The organism is Amycolatopsis sp., assembly GCF_035546795.1.
Lineage (GTDB): Bacteria > Actinomycetota > Actinomycetes > Mycobacteriales > Pseudonocardiaceae > Amycolatopsis_E.
Map to the genome: position 1 here is coordinate 350,960 of NZ_DASZWC010000002.1, position 20,436 is coordinate 371,395.

General features: G+C 69.7%; 22 protein-coding genes. 11 read left to right on the forward strand and 11 right to left on the reverse strand.

The window, feature by feature from the left end; all coding sequences use genetic code 11:
- Positions 1-17: 17 nt before the first annotated feature.
- Positions 18-1,094, forward strand: coding sequence for a hypothetical protein (locus VHD82_RS03315; RefSeq protein WP_325696814.1), 1,077 nt, complete (start codon positions 18-20; stop codon positions 1,092-1,094).
- Between the two features lie 4 nt (positions 1,095-1,098).
- Here VHD82_RS03315 and VHD82_RS03320 read toward each other — a convergent pair whose 3' ends face one another.
- From VHD82_RS03320 to VHD82_RS03330, 3 genes are all read right to left on the reverse strand, one after another.
- Entirely contained in the window at positions 1,099-2,259 is a 1,161-nt protein-coding gene (locus VHD82_RS03320) for an acyl-CoA dehydrogenase (RefSeq protein WP_325696816.1), read from the reverse strand.
- 14 nt (positions 2,260-2,273) lie between these two features.
- Complete coding sequence (locus tag VHD82_RS03325; RefSeq protein WP_325696901.1) at positions 2,274-3,641, reverse strand: alpha/beta hydrolase; 1,368 nt, start codon at positions 3,639-3,641, stop codon at positions 2,274-2,276.
- Positions 3,642-3,892: 251 nt separating this feature from the next.
- A complete protein-coding gene (locus tag VHD82_RS03330) occupies positions 3,893-4,921 on the reverse strand; it encodes an alcohol dehydrogenase catalytic domain-containing protein (protein ID WP_325696903.1) in 1,029 nt (342 codons plus the stop codon).
- 216 nt (positions 4,922-5,137) lie between these two features.
- On the opposite strand from VHD82_RS03330, the gene VHD82_RS03335 reads away from it, so the two are divergent.
- The 3 genes from VHD82_RS03335 to VHD82_RS03345 all read left to right on the forward strand — a co-directional run bounded on the left by VHD82_RS03335 (position 5,138) and on the right by VHD82_RS03345 (position 7,660).
- A complete protein-coding gene (locus VHD82_RS03335) occupies positions 5,138-5,704 on the forward strand; it encodes a TetR/AcrR family transcriptional regulator (protein WP_325696818.1) in 567 nt (188 codons plus the stop codon).
- A gap of 101 nt (positions 5,705-5,805) precedes the next feature.
- On the forward strand, positions 5,806-6,756 hold the full coding sequence (locus tag VHD82_RS03340; RefSeq protein ID WP_325696820.1) for an esterase/lipase family protein: 951 nt from the start codon (positions 5,806-5,808) through the stop codon (positions 6,754-6,756).
- Positions 6,757-6,793: 37 nt separating this feature from the next.
- On the forward strand, positions 6,794-7,660 hold the full coding sequence (locus VHD82_RS03345) for an alpha/beta hydrolase (protein ID WP_325696822.1): 867 nt from the start codon (positions 6,794-6,796) through the stop codon (positions 7,658-7,660).
- Between the two features lie 48 nt (positions 7,661-7,708).
- Here VHD82_RS03345 and VHD82_RS03350 read toward each other — a convergent pair whose 3' ends face one another.
- A complete protein-coding gene (locus VHD82_RS03350; protein ID WP_325696824.1) occupies positions 7,709-8,284 on the reverse strand; it encodes a TetR/AcrR family transcriptional regulator in 576 nt (191 codons plus the stop codon).
- A 141-nt stretch (positions 8,285-8,425) separates the two neighbouring features.
- Between VHD82_RS03350 and VHD82_RS03355 the strand changes: the two genes are divergently transcribed.
- From VHD82_RS03355 to VHD82_RS03365, 3 genes are read left to right on the forward strand one after another with little or no spacing between them, the layout of a single operon-like run.
- The gene (locus VHD82_RS03355) at positions 8,426-9,619 is read left to right on the forward strand and encodes an acyl-CoA dehydrogenase family protein (RefSeq protein ID WP_325696826.1); all 1,194 of its coding nucleotides are present in this window, start codon (positions 8,426-8,428) and stop codon (positions 9,617-9,619) included.
- A complete protein-coding gene (locus VHD82_RS03360) occupies positions 9,616-10,644 on the forward strand; it encodes a phosphotransferase family protein (RefSeq protein ID WP_325696828.1) in 1,029 nt (342 codons plus the stop codon). The genes VHD82_RS03355 and VHD82_RS03360 overlap by 4 nt, the downstream gene beginning before the upstream one ends.
- Positions 10,641-11,408 (forward strand): 3-oxoacyl-ACP reductase family protein, encoded by a 768-nt coding sequence (locus VHD82_RS03365; protein WP_325696830.1) that lies wholly within the window; start codon positions 10,641-10,643, stop codon positions 11,406-11,408. Before VHD82_RS03360 ends, VHD82_RS03365 begins: the two co-directional genes overlap by 4 nt.
- Here the strand turns inward: VHD82_RS03365 and VHD82_RS03370 are convergent.
- From VHD82_RS03370 to VHD82_RS36700, 3 genes are all read right to left on the reverse strand, one after another.
- Positions 11,357-11,680 carry a hypothetical protein gene (locus tag VHD82_RS03370; protein ID WP_325696832.1) on the reverse strand — a complete coding sequence of 108 codons (324 nt, stop codon included), beginning with the start codon at positions 11,678-11,680 and terminating at the stop codon, positions 11,357-11,359. The two genes, VHD82_RS03365 and VHD82_RS03370, sit on opposite strands and share 52 nt — an antisense overlap.
- Before the next feature lie 99 nt (positions 11,681-11,779).
- A complete protein-coding gene (locus tag VHD82_RS03375) occupies positions 11,780-12,334 on the reverse strand; it encodes a hypothetical protein (protein ID WP_414637425.1) in 555 nt (184 codons plus the stop codon).
- 45 nt (positions 12,335-12,379) lie between these two features.
- Positions 12,380-12,700 (reverse strand): hypothetical protein, encoded by a 321-nt coding sequence (locus VHD82_RS36700; protein WP_414637426.1) that lies wholly within the window; start codon positions 12,698-12,700, stop codon positions 12,380-12,382.
- A 76-nt stretch (positions 12,701-12,776) separates the two neighbouring features.
- Between VHD82_RS36700 and VHD82_RS03385 the strand changes: the two genes are divergently transcribed.
- Positions 12,777-13,331 carry a TetR/AcrR family transcriptional regulator gene (locus tag VHD82_RS03385; RefSeq protein ID WP_325696906.1) on the forward strand — a complete coding sequence of 185 codons (555 nt, stop codon included), beginning with the start codon at positions 12,777-12,779 and terminating at the stop codon, positions 13,329-13,331.
- Between the two features lie 21 nt (positions 13,332-13,352).
- On the opposite strand, the gene VHD82_RS03390 is transcribed toward VHD82_RS03385, so the two are convergent.
- From VHD82_RS03390 to VHD82_RS03405, 4 genes are read right to left on the reverse strand one after another with little or no spacing between them, the layout of a single operon-like run.
- Positions 13,353-14,714: an MFS transporter gene (locus tag VHD82_RS03390; RefSeq protein ID WP_325696837.1), complete on the reverse strand. Its 1,362-nt coding sequence runs from the start codon at positions 14,712-14,714 to the stop codon at positions 13,353-13,355.
- Between the two features lie 38 nt (positions 14,715-14,752).
- Complete coding sequence (locus VHD82_RS03395; RefSeq protein WP_325696839.1) at positions 14,753-15,553, reverse strand: inositol monophosphatase family protein; 801 nt, start codon at positions 15,551-15,553, stop codon at positions 14,753-14,755.
- 17 nt (positions 15,554-15,570) lie between these two features.
- Positions 15,571-17,100 (reverse strand): acyl CoA:acetate/3-ketoacid CoA transferase, encoded by a 1,530-nt coding sequence (locus tag VHD82_RS03400; protein ID WP_325696841.1) that lies wholly within the window; start codon positions 17,098-17,100, stop codon positions 15,571-15,573.
- Positions 17,097-17,570 carry a MaoC family dehydratase gene (locus tag VHD82_RS03405; protein WP_325696843.1) on the reverse strand — a complete coding sequence of 158 codons (474 nt, stop codon included), beginning with the start codon at positions 17,568-17,570 and terminating at the stop codon, positions 17,097-17,099. The genes VHD82_RS03400 and VHD82_RS03405 overlap by 4 nt, the downstream gene beginning before the upstream one ends.
- A gap of 192 nt (positions 17,571-17,762) precedes the next feature.
- Between VHD82_RS03405 and VHD82_RS03410 the strand changes: the two genes are divergently transcribed.
- From VHD82_RS03410 to VHD82_RS03420, 3 genes are read left to right on the forward strand one after another with little or no spacing between them, the layout of a single operon-like run.
- Positions 17,763-18,716: an aminoglycoside phosphotransferase family protein gene (locus VHD82_RS03410; RefSeq protein WP_325696845.1), complete on the forward strand. Its 954-nt coding sequence runs from the start codon at positions 17,763-17,765 to the stop codon at positions 18,714-18,716.
- Positions 18,713-19,531, forward strand: coding sequence for a DeoR/GlpR family DNA-binding transcription regulator (locus tag VHD82_RS03415; protein ID WP_325696847.1), 819 nt, complete (start codon positions 18,713-18,715; stop codon positions 19,529-19,531). The genes VHD82_RS03410 and VHD82_RS03415 overlap by 4 nt, the downstream gene beginning before the upstream one ends.
- Positions 19,528-20,427 carry a shikimate dehydrogenase gene (locus tag VHD82_RS03420; protein WP_325696849.1) on the forward strand — a complete coding sequence of 300 codons (900 nt, stop codon included), beginning with the start codon at positions 19,528-19,530 and terminating at the stop codon, positions 20,425-20,427. The genes VHD82_RS03415 and VHD82_RS03420 overlap by 4 nt, the downstream gene beginning before the upstream one ends.
- The last annotated feature ends 9 nt before the right edge of the window (positions 20,428-20,436 follow it).

Genomic DNA, 20,436 nt, shown 5'->3' on the forward strand with positions numbered 1-20,436 from the left:
GCGGCACCATGAACGCCATGCCTGCACGCCTCGGCTCGGCCGCCGAGGACTACGAGCGGATCGGGCTCAGCCCCGGCCAGGTCGCGCCGTGGGAGGACGGGACACGGACCGGCGGCGACGCGGGAACCTACGAGTGGTGGTACTTCGACGCCCATCTCGACGACGGCGCGAAACTGGTCGTGGTGTTCTACACCAAGAACTTCACCGACATCGCCAAGCCGCTCGCGCCGACCATCAGGATCGACCTCGACCTGCCCGACGGCACCAGCCACCACAGGATCGGGAAGTTCGCGCCGGAGGAGTTCTCGGCCTCCCGTGAGCGGTGCGACGTGCGCATCGGCGACAACGTGTTCAGCGGCGACCTGCACAGCTACACGATCATCGCCGAGGTAAACGACATCGCCGTCGAAATCGGTCTCACGGGCGAAGTCCCGGCGTGGCGGCCCGGCACGGGACACATGTTCTACGGCGCCGCCGGCGAGCACGAGTTCGACTGGCTGCCCGCCGTACCGCAGGGCAAAGTGGAAGCGAGCTACCGGGTGGCCGCGACGTCGGCCAAGTCCACCGGCGTGGGATACCACGACCACAACTGGGGCAACGCGCCGATGACCTCTCTGGTCAACAACTGGTACTGGGCCCGGGGACAGGCCGGTCCCTACAGTGTCATCGCGTCCTACGTGACGGCGGAACAGAAATACGGCTACGCCGGGATCCCCATCTTCATGCTGGCCGAGAACGGCGAGATCATCGCTGACGACGCCGCCAAGGTGACCTTCGAACGGCTCGGCATCTACACCGACACCACCACCGGAAAACCGGTCGCCAACCTGACCCGCTACACCTACACCGACGGCGACGACAGCTACCTCGTCACGTTCACCCGCCACCGCGACCTCACCGCGAACAGGCTGATCGACGAGGTCGACGGCGCCAAGAAGCTGGCCGCCAGGATCGCCGGCTTCGACGGCGCCTACCTGCGCTTCACCGGCGAGCTACGGATCGAGCACCGTCACGCGGGCAGGATCGTCGAGGGCCACGCCGACGCCGCCCTCTGGGAACTGATGTACCTCGGCAAAACCAGGGCCGGCCGGTAACCGCTCACTTCGAATACGGCAGGAAACTCCTGCCGAATCGCTCTCGCGCGATGATGATCTTCTGGATCTGCGCGGTGCCGTCGGCGATCTCGACGGCCAGCACGTCGCGGAGTCGCTGCTCGAGACCATAATCCTGGGCATATCCATAATTTCCGTGCAACAGCAGGCAATCCTTGACCGCCTGACTGGCTTTCAGCGGGCCGTACCACTTGGCCATCGCGGCCTCGGCGGTGTGCCGGAGCCCCTCGTTTCGCCGCCACAGCGCCGAATAGCACAGCAGGCGCGCTGCTTCGAGGGTCGTACTGTGCTCGGCCAGCGGAAAAGACACGCCCTCGAAGCCGGCCAGCGGGGTCCCGAACGCGTCCCGGTCCTGGACGTACTCCGCTGTCCGGTCGATGCAGTACTGCGCACAGCCGATGCCGGTCAACGCGAGCAAGGGCCGGGTGAAGTCGAAGCCGGCCAGTACGCTCCGGAACGCCGAGCCCTCCTCGCCGAGCAGGGCGTCCCGCGGCACCCGCACGCCGTCAAGGTGGAGCACCCCGCGGCCCATGGGCTTCCACCCGGTGTCGGCGATGTCCGAGCGCGAGACACCGTCCTGGTCCAGTTCGATCAGGAATGCCGACACACCGGCCGGTTCGCCGTCCCGGAAGGTCCGGGCAGCGACGATCATGGCCTCCGCGTTGGCGAGCATCGTCACGGATGTCTTCTCGCCGGTGAGCAGGTATCCGTCGCCATCGGCGACCGCGGAGGTGCGCAGCGCCGCCGCGTCCGAGCCGGAATGCGGTTCGGTGAGACCGAAAGCGATGTAGGTCTCTCCCGCAACGAGACGGCGGAGCCAGCGTTCCCTGACCGCCGGGGTCCCGTGCTCGGCGATCAGCGACGACATCAGCAGCACGGGGATAACCATGTTGGCCACGTTGAAATCGCCGTAGGCGAGCTCCTCCACCGCCAGGCCGGCGACCACGTAATCCGCCGTTTCCAACGGGTTGTGCTCCGGCCCCGCGAGCAGTCCCAGCACACCGAGATCCCCGAGGCGCCGGTGGATGTCCCACGGAAACGCGGTGCCGCGAGCACGTTCGGCGTAGCCGGGCGCCAGCTCCCGCCTTGCCAGGTTGCGGACGGTGTCGCGAAGCGCGATCTGGTCCTGGGTGAGCCCGAAGTCCATCGTGGTCTACATCCTCAGTTCCCGGTCACGGTGCCCAGCAAAGGCCCGGTGACCGCGGACAGTGGCGGCGGAGCCACCGGGAACGGGGGCACGAGCCGGGTCAGTTCCGGGAGCCGGTCGAAGATGCCGGGTCCGTGCGTGGCACACACCTGCCGGTACCGCGCGGTGTTTTCGCCGTGCACGCCCATCGCCTGGTCGGCGAAGAACATCACCTGGGCCTGGAACTGCGGGGCGTTGCGGTGCAGGGCCACGTTGTGTGAGGCGTCGGGGATGACGGCACCACGGAAGCAGGACTGCGAGTTCATCGCCGTCGACTGCCATTGCGTGTAGTGCGCGGACTTCTGCTCGACGGCCGCCGGGTCGTCGGCCCCCGTCGCGTCGGTCGAGCATTCCTGGGCGTTGTCGCCGCAGGTCATGATGTCGTACTCGCCCTGGATGGAGAAGGTGGGAATCGTGATGTTCTTGTGCGTGCCGTCGTATTCGCGGGGCACGAAGGTCGCGGCCTCCCCCACGGTGACCGTGTTCGCCAGCCGCCGGTCCGTGTCGATCACGGCCGGGTCGGCGTTCGGCGCGTAGTAGAGCTGCGGAAGGCCCCGTGCGGTGTCCAGTGGCTGAAGGTAGCCGGGGTCGATCGCCCACGGCTGGTTCCGCTGGACCGCGGAAGCGAGCGCCGGCGTCGCCATCGCGATGAACGACCCGGCGGTGACGGGGTCGACCCGGTCGCTGTATCCGGTGCCGATGTCCAGGTCGGTGTCGTTGTAGATCGCGGATTCGATCCAGTTGATGACCGTCCCGTAGGAATGTCCCACCAGGCCGACGTGACCGAAGGGGACACCGCCGATCTGTCCGGCCTTGAGCTTGTTCACCAGCTGGTGCACGACTTCGGCCTGCGCCGGTGCGTTCACCAGCGCGCTGAGGGGATGATCGCTCCTGCCGTCACCGACGCGGTCGAGGTTCAGCGTCGCGTACCCGTGTCCCACCAGGCTGTTGACGGTGGAATAGGTCTGCGGTTCGTACGGGAAGTCCCAGTAGTACGTGCCGTAGGTGATGCCGTGCACGAGAACGAGAACCGCCGGCGGATGGCCGGCCCTGGCCTCGGCCAGCGCCTGTTCGCTCATGCACAGCTCGCCGTACACGTTGGTCGGCACCGAGGGCTCGGACAGGTCGACCGCGGCGAGTCCCGGAATCGACGTGCCGACCGGCGACGTGATCGCCGGCAGGGAGACCGGGATGTTTCCCGTGAACGGACAGGTTTTTCCCGGCGCCGCGGTCGGAGTGCCGTAGTCGCGCAACGGCCCGTTGGGCAACCCGCCCGGCAGCGCGGTCAGCTCCGCGGCACCTCCGGCGGCGGGTTGGACCAGCGCCAGGGCGGCGACTCCCACCAAGACAAGAAATCGTATGCCCCGTCGCATACGCACTCCTCTCCATTGCGGCTACGTGCACCTTCACACGTTCTACGATCGGAGTGATCGTGTACGCGACGATGTCAATCGTCAATCGAGCTCACCTGATCGGGTGACGCCACCGCGGTCGATGTGCTGGAACGCCGCCATATTCGGAAGATCTGCTCGCGATGAGCCGGCCGCGGAGAATCCCGCTATCGACACCTAACGGAATGTGACCTGCTCTTGTGTCACAGGACTCCGGCCCGGACGGCGACGGGTTTACGACCCGGCCCGGTCATCGCGGCCGGGATGTCCTCCCAGTCGACGAGTCCACTGTAGACGGTCGAGGGCCGGACAAGCCGCCTGGCGACGGCGTCGACGGTGGCCTTGACGCTGTCCGGGCCGTGGTTCCCGCGGTACACGCGCAGCACGGCGGACAGGCCGTACATGGCCCAGGCCGGCAGGGTCGGGTCGGCGAAACCGCCGATACTGTCCACGACCCCTTCGGGCTCCAGCAGGTGAAAGGCGCGGCGAAGCCAAACAGGGTCGGGGGTCGCGGCGACCACGAGGTCGAAGCGGCCGTGGGAACGATCCGGTGGCCCGGGCGCGACCCGGGCGCCCATGGTCTCCGCGAGCCTCCGGTTGACGGGGTCGTCGTCGACGTAGAGAACGTCCGCCGCGCCGAGGGCGGTGGCGAAGGCGGCCTGGTAAAGGCCGTGCTCGGCCCAGCCAAGGACGAGGATCCGGTCCCGGCCCTCGGCGAGGCGCCCGGGGATGATCTCGTAGCCGAGACCGAGGGTGTCGCCTGCGACGACGAACTCGGCGAGATCGGCGACGGTGGCCGCGGTGCCGCCGGGTATCGGGGTGAGCATGGCGTCGGCGGCGGGGACCCGGACCAGGTCGTCGTAGAGTCCGCCCCAGTTCCCGCCTGCCGGAAAGCCATAGGCCGCGCCGGGCGGGGTGGACCGGCAGTGCGCAGTGCGGCCCCGCAGGCAACGGTCGCAATGGCCGCACGCGATGTTGGGGCTGATCACGACATAGTCGCCGACGGATACGCGAGTCACCGCGGAGCCGGTCTCGACAACGCGGCCGACAGCCTCGTGCCCGATGGGGAACGGACCGGTCAGCGGGGATTCGCCGGTGACGATCAGCCGATCGATCGCGCACCGGGCGGCGATCACGGGCCGCACCAGCGCATCCGACTCCCCCGCCAGCCGGGGCCGGGGAACCTCCCGCCATTCCAGCTTTCCCGGCCCGGCGAACCACAATGACCGCATGGTCACCACAACCTTGTTCCGCGATCGGCGAGCGTGAGTGCGTGGCCACCGGTTCCCCAGCCACCGTGCGGTACTTCGCTGACGTGGTTCCGCACGAGCGTCTCCCTCGTTCTATGGCGGTCGCCATATTATGTCGGTCGCCATAGTATGGCCGCCGCCGGCGCCGGTGGCAATCCCCGACTATGGCGATCGCCATAGGACGGCTAAGCTGGTTTCGTGCCACGTTCCACCGACGCCCGGGCCAAGGCCGTCCGCACCGCGGGGCTGCTGTTCCAGGAGCAGGGGTATGCCGCGACCGGGCTCACCGAGATCATCGAGCGCAGCGGCTCACCGAAGGGGTCCTTCTACTTCCACTTCCCCGGCGGGAAGGAGCAACTCGCGGTCGAGGCACTGACGGCGGCCGGCGAGTCGGTGGCCGAGGCGTTGCGCGGCCTCGCCGCCCGGGCACCGGGCCCGGCACGGCTGGTGCGCGACTACGTGAAGCTGCAGGAGCGGATGCTGGAGAACTCCGGCTACCGGCAGGGATGTCCGGTCGCGACCGTCACGCTGGAGATGGCGTCGGAATCCGAGCCGATCCGGGCGGCCGCCGCGGGCGTGTTCGCCCTGTGGTCCGGAATCCTGGCGGACTACCTGGTGCGGCACGGCCACCGGCCCGGCGACGCGGCCCGCTCGGCCGAGCACATCGTCGCGACACTGGAAGGCGCGCTCCTGCTCGCCCGCGCCCAGCAATCGACCAAACCGCTGCGCAACGCGGCACGAACGCTCACCGCCACGCTGGGCTGACGGTGCCGACTTTGGCCTGAACATTGAACCGTCGGACCCATCGGGGCTAGTATTCGCCCGACTCATCGCACCGCGCACCACAACATCGAGCTGGAGTCGAGATGCGGACAACGAGGTCCGGCATGATCGCCAGGGCGTTCGCCGTGGTCGTGGCGAGCTGTGTGCTGCTGGCTTCCGAAGTGAGCACCGCGTCGGCGGGCACTGCCCGCTACCCGGTGCCGTTCACTTTCGCGGCCAACGTGCTGGGCGCCGCGCAGCCGTACACCGATCCACCCGGCAGCAACGACTGGAGCTGTCGCCCGTCGGCCGCGCACCCACGCCCGGTGGTGCTGGTGCACGGGTTCGCGTCGGTGGCCAATGACGCCTGGCAGACCTACGCCCCGCTGCTCGCCGACGAGGGCTACTGCGTGTTCGCGCTGAACTACGGCGTCCCGGAGGGCACCCCGTTCCCCCTCGACCAGGTCGGCGGCCGCACCCCGCTGGAGGACAGCGCCACACAGCTCGCCGCGTTCGTCGGGCGGGTGCTGACCACCACCGGCGCGGCCAAGGTCGACATCCTCGGTCACTCCGAAGGCACCCAGATGCCCGACTACTACGTCAAACGCCTCGGCGGTGCGGCGACGGTGGACAAATACGTCGCATTGGCGCCGTTCTGGCGCGGCACCAACGCCGCCGGGCTGGCCACCGCCACCCGGCTGGCCGCCCGTTTCGGCTACGCGCCGCTCGTGGACGGCGTGCTCGACGCGGCGTGCGCGGCCTGCCGCGAGTTGCTCAGCGGCTCGGACTACTACACCGCCCTCGGCGACCCGGTCGTCGCGGGTGTGAGCTACACCAGCATCGTCACCCGCTACGACGAGCTGGCTGTGCCGTACACCAGCGGCATCGAGCCGGGCATGCACGACATCACGCTGCAGGACCAATGCCCGCTGGACTACGCGGACCATTTCGCGATCCTGTCCGACCCGGTGGCCGCCGCCGACGTACTCAACGCGCTGGACCCCGGCCACCCCCGGCCCGTGCCGTGCGTGCCGGTCCCGCCATTTCTCGGTTGAGCGCATGACTTCCGCACCACCAGACAGGAGATCCGACATGCCGACGACCTTCACCTTCACCGGCAGCGATGGCCTGGAAATCACCGCCTACCGCTGGGATCCCCCGGCGACGCCGACGGGCATCGTGCAGCTCACGCACGGAGTGGGCGAACACGCACTGCGCTACGCCGAGACCGCGGAACGGTTCACCGCCGCGGGGCTGGTCGTGTACGCGCAGGACCACCGCGGCCACGGCGCCACAGCCGACCCCACGCGGTACGGCGTGATCGGGGCGGACGGGTGGGCCGCGCTGGTCGCCGACATCGGGGTGCTGAGTGCGCACGCGCGCCGCGAACATCCAGGACTGCCACTGACCCTGCTGTCGCACAGCCTCGGCTCGTTCGCCACCCAGCAGTACCTGATCGAGCACAGCGCCGACGTGGACGGGGTGATCCTCACCGGCACCGCCGCGGTGGATCTGCTCGCCCCGGCGCTGGACCTCGACGGACCGGTGGGCCTGGAGCTGTTCAACGCCCCGTTCCAGCCCGCGCGCACCGAGTTCGACTGGCTGACCCGCGACGAGTCCATTGTGGACGCTTACCTCGCCGACCCGCGCTGCGGCTTCAACCTCGACCCGGACGGTCTCAAGGCCATGTTCGAAGGCGTGGCCCGCGCCGGCGAAGCCGCCGGCCGCGTCCGCACGGACCTTCCGCTCTACATCGCGGTCGGCGAACTCGATCCCGTCAACGGCGACCTCGCCCTGCTCCGCGCGCTCGAACAGCGCTACCTCGACGCCGGGCTCACGGACCTCACCGTGGTCACCTACCCCGGCGCCCGCCACGAACTGCTCAACGAAACCAACCGCACGCAGGTGATCACCGCGATGATCGACTGGATGCGCGGGCACGACCTCGGCATCGCCTGAGACACCGGGCCGCGGACGCAGGTGCCCGCACCGGGCAGCCGGGCCCGGTTACGGCGCGGGGTCCGCGCCCGCCAGGCGCAGCGCGAGGTCGCCGTAGTACCAGACCAGGGTGTCCTCGTCGAGTTCGCCGTCTTCCCGGTACCAGGCCGCGACTCCCATGCCGAGGTCGAGAATGGCGTAGGACGCCAGCCGCACTGAGGGGACGCGAAAAGCTCCGGCCGTCACGCCCGCGGCGATGAGATCCCGGAAGCCCGTCTCGTATTCCGCGCGCAGAGCCAGCACATCCGTGCGATGGGGCTCGCTCAGGCTGCGAATCTCCCGGTTGCCGACGAACGCCTCCATCCGGTGCCTGGCGTGGAACCGGACGTGCGCCTCCGTCGCCCGGCGCAGGCGGGCCACCGGATCTTCGGCCGTGGCGATGGCGGCGCGGTGCAGGGCGAGCAGATTCCGCATCGTGCCGAGCATGATGCCGGCGAGCAGGTCCTGTTTGGACGCGACGTGCTTGTACAGGCTCGGTCCGCGCATGCCGACGGCGTCCCCGATGTCGGACATCGTGGTCGTTTCGTAGCCGCGGCGCGTGAACAGTTCCAATGCCGCCGCGCGGATGTCCTCGGATCGACTCACCCTGTCGCCTTCCCGAATAGCTAACGGCTCTTAGTCTAGCCCAGCACCGGTGTGTGACCTGAAGCGAAAGCTGTTGAGTGGCAACTAGGTGGACCCTAGAGTATGGCTACTGATGATTAGCCACAGCGCGCGGGAGACGACATGCCAGTAGACCTGACCCCCGACGACGTGGTGGTCGGCCTCGCACAGCGGACGGCGGAGTTCGTCCGCGAGGTCGTCGTGCCCGTCGAGGAGCAGCACCGCGGTATCGCGCACACCGAGGAGATCCGGAGGGACCTCCAGCGGGCCGCCCGGGAAGCCGGCGTGTTCGCGCCGCACGTCGGCCGCGAATTCGGCGGGTACGGGCTGGACATGCGCGGTCGCGCCGCCGTGTTCGAAGAGGCCGGCTACTCCCTCCTCGGCCCGCTGGCACTGAACATCGCCGCGCCCGACGAGGGCAATATGCACATGCTCGAGGCGATCGCCACGCAGGAACAGAAGGAGCGGTACCTGCGCCCGCTCGCCGCCGGCGAGCTCCGGTCCTGCTTCGCGATGACCGAGCCCGCCCCCGGCGCCGGCTCCGATCCGAGCGCACTGGCGACCCGCGCGGAACGGGTCGAGGGCGGCTGGCGCATCAATGGCCGCAAGTGGTTCATCACCGGGGCCGACGGCGCGGGCTTCACGATCTGCATGGCCCGGTCCTCGGGCGAGCCGGGCGACGCGGGCGGGGCCACCATGTTCCTCGTCGACGCGGACAACCCCGGGATGAAGGTGATCCGCCACATCGAGACGCTCGACGAGAGCCTCTACGGCGGTCACATCGAGCTCGAGTTCGACGACTGCCACGTCCCGGACGAGGCCGTGCTCGGCGAGGTGGACCAGGGGTTCCGGTACGCACAGGTCCGGCTGGGGCCGGCGCGGATGACGCACTGCATGCGCTGGCTCGGCATCGCGCGCCGCGCACAGGACATCGCGGCCGGCAGAGCGGCACAGCGGGAGCTGTTCGGCTCGCGGCTGGGGGATCTCGGCATGGTCCAGCAGATGATCGCCGACAACGAGATCGACATCGCCGCCTCGCGTGGCCTGATCCTGCGCGCGTGCTGGGAGCTCGATCAGGGCCAACATGCCTCGGCGGCCACGTCGATCGCCAAGACGTTCTGCGCCGAAGCCGTCTGGCGAGTCGTGGACCGGTCATTGCAGATCTGCGGCTCGCTCGGCGTTTCCGGCGACATCCTGCTGGGCCGCTTCCTGCGCGAGGTCCGCCCGTTCCGGATCTACGACGGCCCGTCGGAAACCCACCGCTGGGCCATCGCGCGGCGCGTCATCCGCCAGGCTTCGAAGGCGGGCGCGCGATGAGCGGCGAGGCCGAAGGTCTCGATCTTGGCGCGCTGGAGCGGTATTTCCGGGACCGGGTGCCCGCCTTCGAGGGCAGGCTCACCGCGGAACTGTTGCAGGGCGGCCGTTCCAATCTCACCTACCGGCTCACCGACGGGCGCAACCAGTGGGTGCTGCGCCGCCCACCGCTGGGCGGGCTCACCCCGTCCGCGCACGACATGCTCCGCGAGTACCGGGTGGTGGCCGCGCTGTCGGGCACCGGGTTTCCGGTCGCCGAAGCCGTGACGACGGGCGGCGCCGACGTGCTCGGCGTGCCCTTCGCCGTGGTGGAGTACGTCCAGGGAAACGTCATCCGGACGCTCGACCAGCTGCACGCGTTGCCCGGCCCGGAGATCACCCGGTGTGCCTACGGCCTCGTCGACGTGCTGGCCCGGCTGCACGCCATCGATCCCGAGCGGGTCGGGCTGGGCGATTTCGGCCGGCCGGCCGGCTACCTGGAACGCCAGGTGCGGCGCTGGTACGACCAGTGGCAGCGAGTCCGCACCCGGGAACTCGGCGACATCGACGGGCTGCACGCCCGGCTGGCCGAGCTGTGCCCGGCCGAGAGCGGCGCCTCGATCGTGCACGGGGACTACCGGATCGACAACGTGATCCTCGACCCCGCGGACACCGCGACGGTACGGGCAGTCGTGGACTGGGAGATGGCCACGCTCGGCGATCCGCTCGCGGACCTGGCCCTGCATCTGGTCTACTCCGACCCCGCCTTCGCCCCGGTGCTCGCGGGCTCGGCGGCCTCGACCAGCCCCCGGCTGCCCCGCGCGGCCGACCTCGCGGAGCGCTACGCGAAGACCAGCGGCCGCGATCTCGGTGACCTCCAGTTCTACCTGGCCCTCGGCTATTTCAAGATCGCCGTGATCGCCGAAGGCATCCACGCCCGCTACCAGCGCGGCGAAACCCTCGGCTCGGGATTCGAAACCGTCGGCGGTGCCGTCGCACCGCTGGCGGCCGCCGGGCTGCACGCCCTCAACCACCCGGGACTGACATGACCGCCCTACTCGACCTGTTCCGCCTCGACGGCAAGGTCGCCCTCGTCACCGGAGCCAGCTCGGGCCTCGGAGCCGGGTTCGCCCGCGCCCTCGCGGAGGTCGGCGCCGACGTGGTCCTGGCCGCCCGCCGGACCGACCGGCTCGAAGGTGTCGCGGAGGAGATCCGCGGCCTCGGCCGACGGGCCCTCGCCGTGCGCGCCGACGTCAGCGAGCCTGCCGACTGCGACTCGCTTGTCGCCGCGGCGACGAGCGAGTTCGGCCACGTCGACATCCTGATCAACAACGCCGGCGTGGGCACCGCGGTACCCGCCACGAGGGAAAGCCCCGACGAGTTCCGCCGCGTGATCGACGTCAACCTCAATGGCGCCTACTGGGCGGCGCAGGCTTGCGGGCGCGTCATGGCGCCGGGATCGAGCATCGTCAACATCGCCAGCGTGCTCGGCCTCATCAAGTCCTACGCGCCCCAGGCGGCGTACGCGGCCAGCAAGGCGGGCCTGATCGGTCTCACCCGGGATCTGGCCCAGCAATGGTCCGGGCGCAAGGGAATCCGCGTCAATGCCGTCGCACCCGGCTACTTCGCCAGCGAGATGACCGCCGGCCTCCCGGAGGAGCCGCTGCTGAACTTCATCCGGCAGACCAGTCCGCTCGGCCGCCTGGGAGTGCAGCACGAACTCGACGCGGCCGTGGTCTTCCTCGCCAGCCCCGCGTCCGGCTATATCACCGGCAGCACACTGGCCGTCGACGGCGGCATGTCCGGGCACTGAGAGGCGCATGCCGACGGCGGACATCCCGCGGCGGGCCGCACCGTGACCTCGGTGCGGCCCGCCGCATCCCGCGCGTTGCCCGTCGCGTCGGCGACCACCTCCGGGTGCTCGGCACCGGTGACGCGGTAACTCTCGCCCGGACCGCGTACGACGGTGTCCCGCCAGAAATCGCGCCGGCCGGGGTGAATCGCCGCGATCTTGTCCGGCCACACCCGGGCCGCCCCCTCCAAGAACGACAGCGAAGTCAACGACGTGTACGAAACCGAGTCCACAATGACCTCCGGGGAAAGTGTGCAGGCTGAGCACACCGTAAATAGTCGGAACCTGCCTGGTCGGTCGACCAAGTCCCATGAATGGCCGGGTTCGCGCGCCTACCGGAAGTCGGCGGGACGGAACCGCCTGGTACGCCACCAGTACTCGACGGTCGTCGCCGGCCGGATGATGTCGTTGCGGCCACCGTCGGACAGGTACCAGCTCCGGCAGCCGGATACCCACACGGTCTTCTTCATGCGCTGCTGAACGTCGGCGTAGGTGGCGTCCTGAACCCGGCAGGCTATCTCGAGCACGGGACGGCGCGCGTCCCGCATGTGCCGCACCGCGGAGACGATGTACCGGGTCTGGGCCTCGACCATGAACACGATCGAATTGTGGCCGAGGGCGGTGTTGGGGCCGCCCATGAGGAACAGGTTGGGGACACCGGCGGTCACGATCCCGAGATGCGTCGCCGCGCCATCGCTCCACACATCGGAAAGCTCGACGCCGCCGCGCCCGAACACCTTCATCGGACGCAAGAAGTCGGTCGCCGAAAACCCGGTGCCGAAGATGATCGTGTCGGCAGGCCTTTCCGTACCGTCGTTGCTCACCACGGCAGTGGGACGCACCTCGGCGATCCCGTCCGTGACGAGCTCGACGTTTTCGCGCTGCAACGTCGGATACCAGGCGCCGTTTGCACCCGGGGGTGAAATCGGGGGTCACGGCCGCGCGCAGCCGCGGATCGGGAACCTCGGCCGCGAGATGCGCCAACGCCTCCTGGCGGTATTTCTCGACAGCCTTTCCGGCACCGTCGAGGAACCGGCGGGCGTGCAGCTCGAATTCCCAGTACGTCTGCCGACGGCGCAACCGCTGAAGCAGCGGAAGCCGGCGGTAGCGCGCACGGACGGCGGCCGGGATCGGCCGGTCGTCACGGGCAGCACCCACGCCGGAGTGCGCTGGTACACGTCCACCCTGGCCGCCGTTTTCGCGATCTCCGGGACGAACTGGATGGCGCTCGCGCCGGTCCCGATCACCGCCACCCGCGCACCGGCCAGATCATGACCGTACTCCCATTCGGCGGGGTGGAAACGCGTGCCCTAGCGGCGCGACGACTTCATCCGCGCTGCCGTCGAGGTCATCGCCGAACACGGCGTGGGAGGAGCCACCACCCGCCGGATCGCGGCCACGGCCAAGGCGCCGCTGGCCAGCCTGCACTACTGCTTCAGTTCCAAGGAAGACCTGCTCTTCGCGATCTACGAGCAGCAAGCCAAGACGCTCCAGCAGCAGGCGTGGCACATCCGTCAGGGCGCCGGGCTCGGCCGCACCGCCGCCAGCCTGCTACGGCAGCTGATGAGCTGGTGGGAAGGCGACGACAACTACGCGCAGGCCCAGGCGGAACTGTTCTTCTGGGCGCTGCGCCAGGGCGGCGACCTCGGCACCAAGGCGTTCCAGATCCATCTCGACGTCATGGTCGAGTGCCTGCGGCGGGGTATGCGGCCAGGCGACGACAAGAGTCTCGTCGAGTCGCTGGCCCGCGTACTCACCTCGACCGCGGACGGGCTGCTGTTCCAGTGGTTCGCGTTCCGTGACCGTGATCGCCTGCTCGCCGACATCGACCTGGCCACCGAGGCCCTGGAGCGACTCGCCGACGCGCATCGCTCGAAGGCGTAGCGCGCCGGCCGGTCGCTGGGGTCACGGCAGCGTCGTGTTCTCCGAGGGACGGGCGGCGCCCCGCGGTGTTCCGGTGTCCGCCGCCTTGTGCGTCGCCCGGATCCGCCGGCGCACGGCGACTGTCGTGGCGAGCGCGATCGCACACACGAGCGCCATGTAGCCGGCCGCCAGGTTCCCGCTTCCGCCGCCGAGGTCGACCAGCCAGGCCGCGATGAGCGGCGTCAGCCCGCCGCCGACGGCCGCGGTGAACTGGTAGGCGAATCCCGCGCCGCTGTACCGGAACTCGGTGTCGAACAGCTCGGTGAAGATCGGTTGCTGCACCGCGGCCATCGCGATCTCGGCCGAGGTCAGCACGACGAGCGTGGCCAGGATGATCACCACGGTGTTGCCGGTGTCGAGGCTCCAGAAGAACGGGAACGCGAGACAGATTCCCGCGGCCGCACCGAAAACGTAGACGCGGTAGTAACCGTAGCGATCGGCGTACCGGGCGATCAGCGGCACCGTGAACAGCGACGCGGCGGAGGTGATGATCAAGGCGACGAGCAGCACGTTCTTGCTCACGCCGGCGCGGGAGGTCGCGTAGGCGATCGCGAAGGTCAGCACCATGTAGTTGGCGACGTTCTCCCCCAGCCGCATGCCGATGACGATCAGGAAGGACTTCGGGTTCTCCCGCAACGCCGACCACAGCGGGACCTTCCGCACCTTGCCTTCCTCCCTGGCGGACCGGAACTCCGGGGTGTCCTCGACCCCGCGCCGGACCCAGAAGCCGACGCCGAGGATCACCGCGCTCGCCAGGAACGGGACACGCCAGCCCCACGACAGGAACGCCGGATCGGACAGCAGGCTGCTGAACAAGTAAAAGGCCCCGGTGGCGACGAGCAGGCCGACGTAGGCACCGGTCTGCACGACGCTGCCGAAGAACGCTTTCCGTTGTGGTGGCGCCGATTCCACGGCCATCAGGGTCGCGCCGCCCCATTCTCCGCCGACCGCGAAACCCTGGATCGCGCGCAGCACCACGAGCAGCACCGGGGCCGCCACCCCGATCTGCGCGTAGGTGGGCAGCACGCCGATCAACGTGCTCGATCCGCCCATCAGCAGCATCGTCAGGACCAGCATGCGTTTGCGCCCGATGCGGTCGCCGAAGTGCCCGAAGAAGATGCTGCCCACGGGCCGGAAGAAGAACCCGACCGCGAAGGTGGCGAAGGCCGCGAGAGTCCCTGCGGTCGAGTTGCTTCCCGGGAAATACAACGGGCCGAGCACCAGCGCGGCCGCCGTGCCGTAGAGGAAGTAGTCGTACCAGTCGGCGATCGCGCCGACCATGCTCGCCCAGCCGGCGCGCCTGGCCGTGGTGCCCGTCGGATCGGGCTGCCCGGTGTCGGTCATCGTGCTCTCCTTTGAGTTCCGACCTTGAGTGCTCGTGGTCACGTGGGGTTTTCGTCGTCCGGGAGTCCGAGTAGCGGTGCGACCTGCCGGTGGAAGGCCACTCGGATGCCGGGCGCCGCGCTGACGGTCAGCTCCGGTGCCGGCCGGCCTCCCGGTCCGGTGAGCACCACGCCGGCCTCGGCCGCGATCAGGTGTCCCGCCGCGACATCCCACGGTTTGGTGTCCAGCAGCAACCCGGCATCGACCCGTCCGGCCGCCAGATACGCGAGCTGGAGTGCCGCCGGATACCGGCGCAGATCGCCGAGGGCCTCCAGCAAAGCCGGGAGCAGCCGGGCCACGCGACCGCGCGTCTGCGGCGAAGGGTTGAACGTCAGCGCGAGCAGGGCACGGTCCAAAGTGTCCTCTGCCGAGGCGTGGATCGCGTTGCCGTTCAGGAAGGCGCCACGTCCGGTGACCGCGGTGAAGGTCTCCCCCGCCGCCGGATCGTGCACGACCGCCACCGTGGTGGCGTCATCCTCTTGGAGCGCGAGGCAGACCGACCACGGGGCGCTGCGGGTGATGTAGTTGCGCGTACCGTCGATCGGGTCGATGATCCACCGGCGTCCACTGCGGCCGACGCGATCCGTGCCCTCTTCGCCGAGCACGCCGTCATCGGGGAAGGCCTCGGTCAGCCCCGCGACGATCAGCTCCTCGCTGGCGATGTCCACATCGGACACCAGGTCGTTGGCATGTGCCTTCGTGCCCCGCACCACCAGGTCGTCCCGCCGGGCGAGCTGCAGCTCGCCGGCGCGGTGCGCGAGCCGCACCGCGAGGTGCAGCGCGTCGTCGTGTGAAGTCACCTGTCCGCCTTCCGGGATCACGCGGCGAACAGTGCCGCGTCCATCACGCGGGGGGCGCGCGGGATGAGCGGCTTGAAATCCATGGCGTCGAGTACATCCGCTCGCATATCGACACCGGGAGCCACTTCCGTCAGGACCAGCCCGTCACGGCTGAGTTCGAACACGGCGCGCTCGGTCACGAACACCGCCTCATGGCCGCGCGCCAGCGCCTGCGACCCGGAGTAGGTGATCTGGTCGACCCTGCGGACGAGCTTGCGAACGTCGCCGGCGCGTTCGATCCGCAGGCCCCCTGGCGTCACCGACGCTCGCGCGCCCTTGGTGTCGAAAGTCCCGCAGAACACCACTTTCCGCGCGTTCTGGGCGATGTCCATGAAGCCGCCGGGGCCCACGGTGAGCCCGCCGAGCCGTGACACGTTCACGTCGCCGTTCTCGTCCAGCTCGCCGAAGCCGAGGAAGGCGATGTCGAGACCGCCCCCGGCGTAGAAGTCGAACTGCGACGGCCCGTCGATCATGGCGGACGGGCTGCGCGCGTAGCCGAACATCGTGCCCGTCATCAGGTATCCGCCGTAGGTCCCGTGCTCGATCGTCTGGTGGTACCGCCCGGTCTCGCCGCGGTCGGCGATCATCTTCGCGACGCCTTCGCCGATTCCGACGCCGAAGTTGATGATCGCCCCTTCGCGCAGTTCCCGGTACGCGCGGCGGGCGATCAAGGTGCGCACGTCGAGCGGTTCCGGGGGGTCCAGGGTGATCGGCCCGTGCCGTTCGCCGGAGACGAGCGGGTCATACGGCAGGTCGTAGCCCATCCGCTGCTCCGGATCGACCACCACGGCATCGACGATGGCCCCCGGGACGCGCACCGACCGGGCCGGCAGCGAGCCGGCGTCGACGGCAGTGCGCACCTGGGCGATCACCAGGCCGCCGGAGTTGTGGGCGGCGAGCGCGGCCGCGTAGACGTCGATGTTGGCGGCTTCCTGGTCCAGGCTGATGTTGCCGTCGGCGTCCGCGAACGACCCGCGGATGATCGCCACGTCGATCGGGAAGGACTTGTAGAACAGCTGTTCCCGGCCGCCGAGCCGGACGACCTCGACGAGATCCTCGGTGGCCGAGGCGTTCATCTTCCCGCCCTGGTGCCGCGGATCCACGAAGGTGCCCAGCCCCACGTGGCTCAGCAGGCCCGGGCGCCCGCCCCCGATCTCCCGGTACAGCTGCATGACGCACCCGCTCGGCAGCACGTACGCCTCGATGCGCTCCTCCGCGGCCAGTCGCTGCATCCGCGGCGACCACACCCAATGGCCACCGATGACCCGCTTGACCATGCCCTCGTGGGCGAAGTGGTTGAGCCCTTCGGTCTTCTTGTCCCCGATCCCCAGCGCGTGCACGACGGTCAGCCCCCGTGGCGACCCGGTTTCGAGAAACCGCCGGGAGACCGCCCGGAACGTGTGGGTGGGCTCCATCAGGCCGCCACCGCCACCGATCAGCGCCACGGTGGCGCCGTCGCCGATCAAGGCGACCGCTTCGTCGGCGGTGCGGAACTTGCCCTGGCTCACGCGGCATTCCCGCCTTCCTGCGTGGCTCCGGCACGGCGCGGCACCATCAGCCGGTGCTCACCCTCCTGCACGATCTCCCCGCGCTGGTTCAGCAGTTCCACGGCGACGGTCACGATTCCCAGCTGCGGCCGGCTTTTCGACGTCCGGGCATCCGCGATCCGGAAGCGCACCTGCAGCGTGTCGCCGATCCGGATGGGGCCGCGGAAGTTCCAGCTCCAGCTCAGCGCGATTCCGGTCCGGAAATAGCCGGACTGCACCTTCAGCCCGTCGGTCAGGGTGAGGCCCAGCAGGCCGTGCGCGATCCGGCCGCCGAACTCGGTGCCCGCGGCGTACGTCTCGTCGAGGTGCAACGCGGAGAAGTCACCCGACACGCCCGCGTAAGCCAGGATGTGGCCTTCCGTGACCGTCACCCGCGGGGTGAGCTGCTCGTCCCCGACCGGGATGTCCTCGTAGAAGCGGCCCGGAAGCATCGTGGTCCTTCCTCGCTGACGAACGACTGTCTGATCGCAGACTGCCATACTTGTCAGAATTATGACAACTATGGAAGAGTTATGCCATGATTTGCGGCTGGACAGGTCGGTATTCCGCCAACCGGTGACGGAGGGGCACTATGCTCGGCTTGCGAACCCGGCCGAACGGGCAAGAACCCCGGGAGCTCTCCCATGCAGGTCCTCATGTGCGGTGACGCGTGGGACGACTCGGCGGACTCCCGCGGCCAGGTGGCCGCGATCTGCGCGAAAGCGGCCCGGCGGGCAGGGCTGCGTCCCACGGACCTCGAGTGGGTCCGGCTCGGTGAACGAGCCGTGCTCCGGGTCGACGCCGGGCGCGTGATCGCCCGCGTCGAACGTCCTGGCGTCGACGTCGCGGACGCGGCCGCCGAGATCGGGGTCGCCCGCTGGCTGTCCACGGCGGGTATCCCGGTCACCCACCCCCTGCCGGTGGACCAGCCGGTGGTGGTGGACGGCGCGGTCGTCACGTTCTGGTACGGCGTCTTCGGGCACCAGGGTTCCGTCGAGCAGCTCGCGGATCTCCTCCTCCAGGTGCACGCCCTCACGCCGCCGCCGGAGCTGGCCCGGCCCGCTCGGCCGTTCCTCCGTCTCCGCCGGCGGATCGCCCGTGCCCCAGGCCTGATCGAGGACGAACGTCGTCGTCTGGCGGCCGTGCTCGACGCGACCGCGGGCGAATTCCGGGCGCTGCAACCGGAATTGACACCCGGCTACGTCCACGGGGACGCGGCATGTCACAACGTGCTCGCCACGCCGGGCGGCCCGGTCCTGTTCGATTTCGAGTACGCGGGCTGGGGATACCGGGAATGGGATCTCGCGCAGACCGCCGCGTACCACGACATCGGCTGGATCAGCGAGCCCGGATACCGGGCGTTCGCCGGCGCTTACGGTCGCGATGTCCGCGCCGTGCCGGGCTACCCGGTGCTCCGGCGCGCGCGGCTGCTGCGGGAGCTGACCGGCCTGGCGCAACGGCCGGGCACGGCCGGCGACCCCACCGTGCGGGCGGAAATCCAGCGCCGCGTCACCGACCTCGAACTCGGCCGGCCACCGAGCGCCTGGCGTCGTATCGCCCCCGTGCACCCGACCCACCCGACTGGAGGCCAGCCGTGACCGCCGAGACGACATCCGATCTGCGCTACGACGGCGCGCAACAGCGACGCGCCCGCATTCTCGAGCGAGTCAGCACAACGGGTTTTCTCCCGATCGCCGTGCTCGCGGACGATCTCGGCGTCTCCGAGCAGACGGTCCGCCGGGACCTGCGCCGGCTCGAAGAAGCGGGACAGCTCAAGGTCGTCTATGGCGGAGCCAGCGCCATCCCGAACCGCACTCCGCCGACGCCGACAGCGCATTTCGCGATCCGGGCGGGCCGCAACGCCGACGCGAAAAAACGCATCGCCGCCCGCGCGGCCGAGCTGATCGAGCCGACGGACGCGATCGCGATCGACAGTGGCACCACACCTTTCGCACTGGCCGAAGCGCTTCCGGCGGAGTTCGCCGGCACCGTGATCACGGTGTCGATACCCGTGATCCAGCTCCTGCTGCACCGGGAGGACGTCCAGGTCATCGGGCTCGGCGGGAACGCGATGGCGAACCGTGAGGCGTTCGCCGGGCCGATGACACTCGAAGCGGCCGCGCGGGTCCGGGCACGAACGATGTTCCTCGGCGCCGAGGCCGCCGACGCCCGCGGCCTGTACATCGTCGCCGACGGCAACCCCGACGTGCAGCTGCGGCTCATGGAGAACGCCGACCGTTCGGTGCTGCTGATCGACCACACGAAGTTCGAGCGGCCCGGCCCCGTCCTGCTCGCCGGCCTCGACCAGCTCGACGCCGTCGTCACCGACCGGCGGCCACCGTCCGATGTGGAGCGAGCCATCCGCGCCGCCGGCGCCGAGCTGTTCGTCGCCGACGCCCAGGTGGCGAAATGACCACCACGGCCCGGCCGGCGATCACGTCCTATCGCGCCGGTCTCGTCGGCGCCGGAATCCGCGGCTCCTTCTCCCCGGCACTGCACGAACACGAAGCCGCCACGCTCGGTGTTCCCGGGCGCTACGAGATCCTCGACCTCGGCGAACTGGGCGCACCGCCGGAAGACGTCGGCCGGCTGGTCGCCGAAGCACGAGCTGCCGGCTGGCAGGGCCTCAACATCACGCATCCCTGCAAGCAGCTCGTGCTGCCATACCTCGACGCGCTCTCGCCCGAGGCCGAAGCCATCGAAGCGGTGAACACCGTCGTTTTCGGCCCGAACGGCGCGACCGGCCACAACACCGACTGGTCCGGCTTCGCCCGCGGCCTGCAAATCGGCTTCCCCGGCGGGCTCGACGAAGCCGACCTCGCCACAGTCGTCCTGCTCGGCGCCGGTGGCGCCGGTGCCGCCGTCGGCCACGCCCTGCTCACCTCCGGCGTGCGGACCCTGCACGTCACCGACCGCGAGCCGGCCCGGGCGGCCCATCTGGCCCGGGCACTGGCGGCCCGTTTTCCCGGCCACACGGTCGATCACGACGGCCTGGGCTCCTTGCCCCGCAAGCTCCCGCAGGCGACCGGTCTCGTCCAGGCGACTCCGGTCGGCATGGCCGGGCACCCCGGGATGCCGATTCCCGCGGAGCTCCTGCACGAACGGCTGTGGGTGGTCGACATCATCAACCGTCCATTGAGGACGGAACTGCTCACCGCGGCCGGCGCGCTCGGCTGCCGCACACTCGACGGAGGGCCGATGCTCGTCCTCCAGGCCGCCGACGCGATCGCCCTGTTCACCGGCCTGCGGCCGGATGACGATCGCATGCTCGCGGACTTCCGGCGGCTGACGGGCTCGCCTGACCACTGATCCGGCCAA

Coding starts and splice junctions, on each gene's coding strand:
- VHD82_RS03315 (WP_325696814.1), top strand. CDS start 18: ATGCCTGCACGCCTCGGCTCGGCCGCCGAGGACTACGAGCGGATCGGG.
- VHD82_RS03320 (WP_325696816.1), bottom strand. CDS start 2,259: ATGGACTTCGGGCTCACCCAGGACCAGATCGCGCTTCGCGACACCGTC.
- VHD82_RS03330 (WP_325696903.1), bottom strand. CDS start 4,921: ATGCGGTCATTGTGGTTCGCCGGGCCGGGAAAGCTGGAATGGCGGGAG.
- VHD82_RS03340 (WP_325696820.1), top strand. CDS start 5,806: ATGCGGACAACGAGGTCCGGCATGATCGCCAGGGCGTTCGCCGTGGTC.
- VHD82_RS03345 (WP_325696822.1), top strand. CDS start 6,794: ATGCCGACGACCTTCACCTTCACCGGCAGCGATGGCCTGGAAATCACC.
- VHD82_RS03355 (WP_325696826.1), top strand. CDS start 8,426: ATGCCAGTAGACCTGACCCCCGACGACGTGGTGGTCGGCCTCGCACAG.
- VHD82_RS03360 (WP_325696828.1), top strand. CDS start 9,616: ATGAGCGGCGAGGCCGAAGGTCTCGATCTTGGCGCGCTGGAGCGGTAT.
- VHD82_RS03365 (WP_325696830.1), top strand. CDS start 10,641: ATGACCGCCCTACTCGACCTGTTCCGCCTCGACGGCAAGGTCGCCCTC.
- VHD82_RS03390 (WP_325696837.1), bottom strand. CDS start 14,714: ATGACCGACACCGGGCAGCCCGATCCGACGGGCACCACGGCCAGGCGC.
- VHD82_RS03405 (WP_325696843.1), bottom strand. CDS start 17,570: ATGCTTCCGGGCCGCTTCTACGAGGACATCCCGGTCGGGGACGAGCAG.
- VHD82_RS03410 (WP_325696845.1), top strand. CDS start 17,763: ATGCAGGTCCTCATGTGCGGTGACGCGTGGGACGACTCGGCGGACTCC.
- VHD82_RS03420 (WP_325696849.1), top strand. CDS start 19,528: ATGACCACCACGGCCCGGCCGGCGATCACGTCCTATCGCGCCGGTCTC.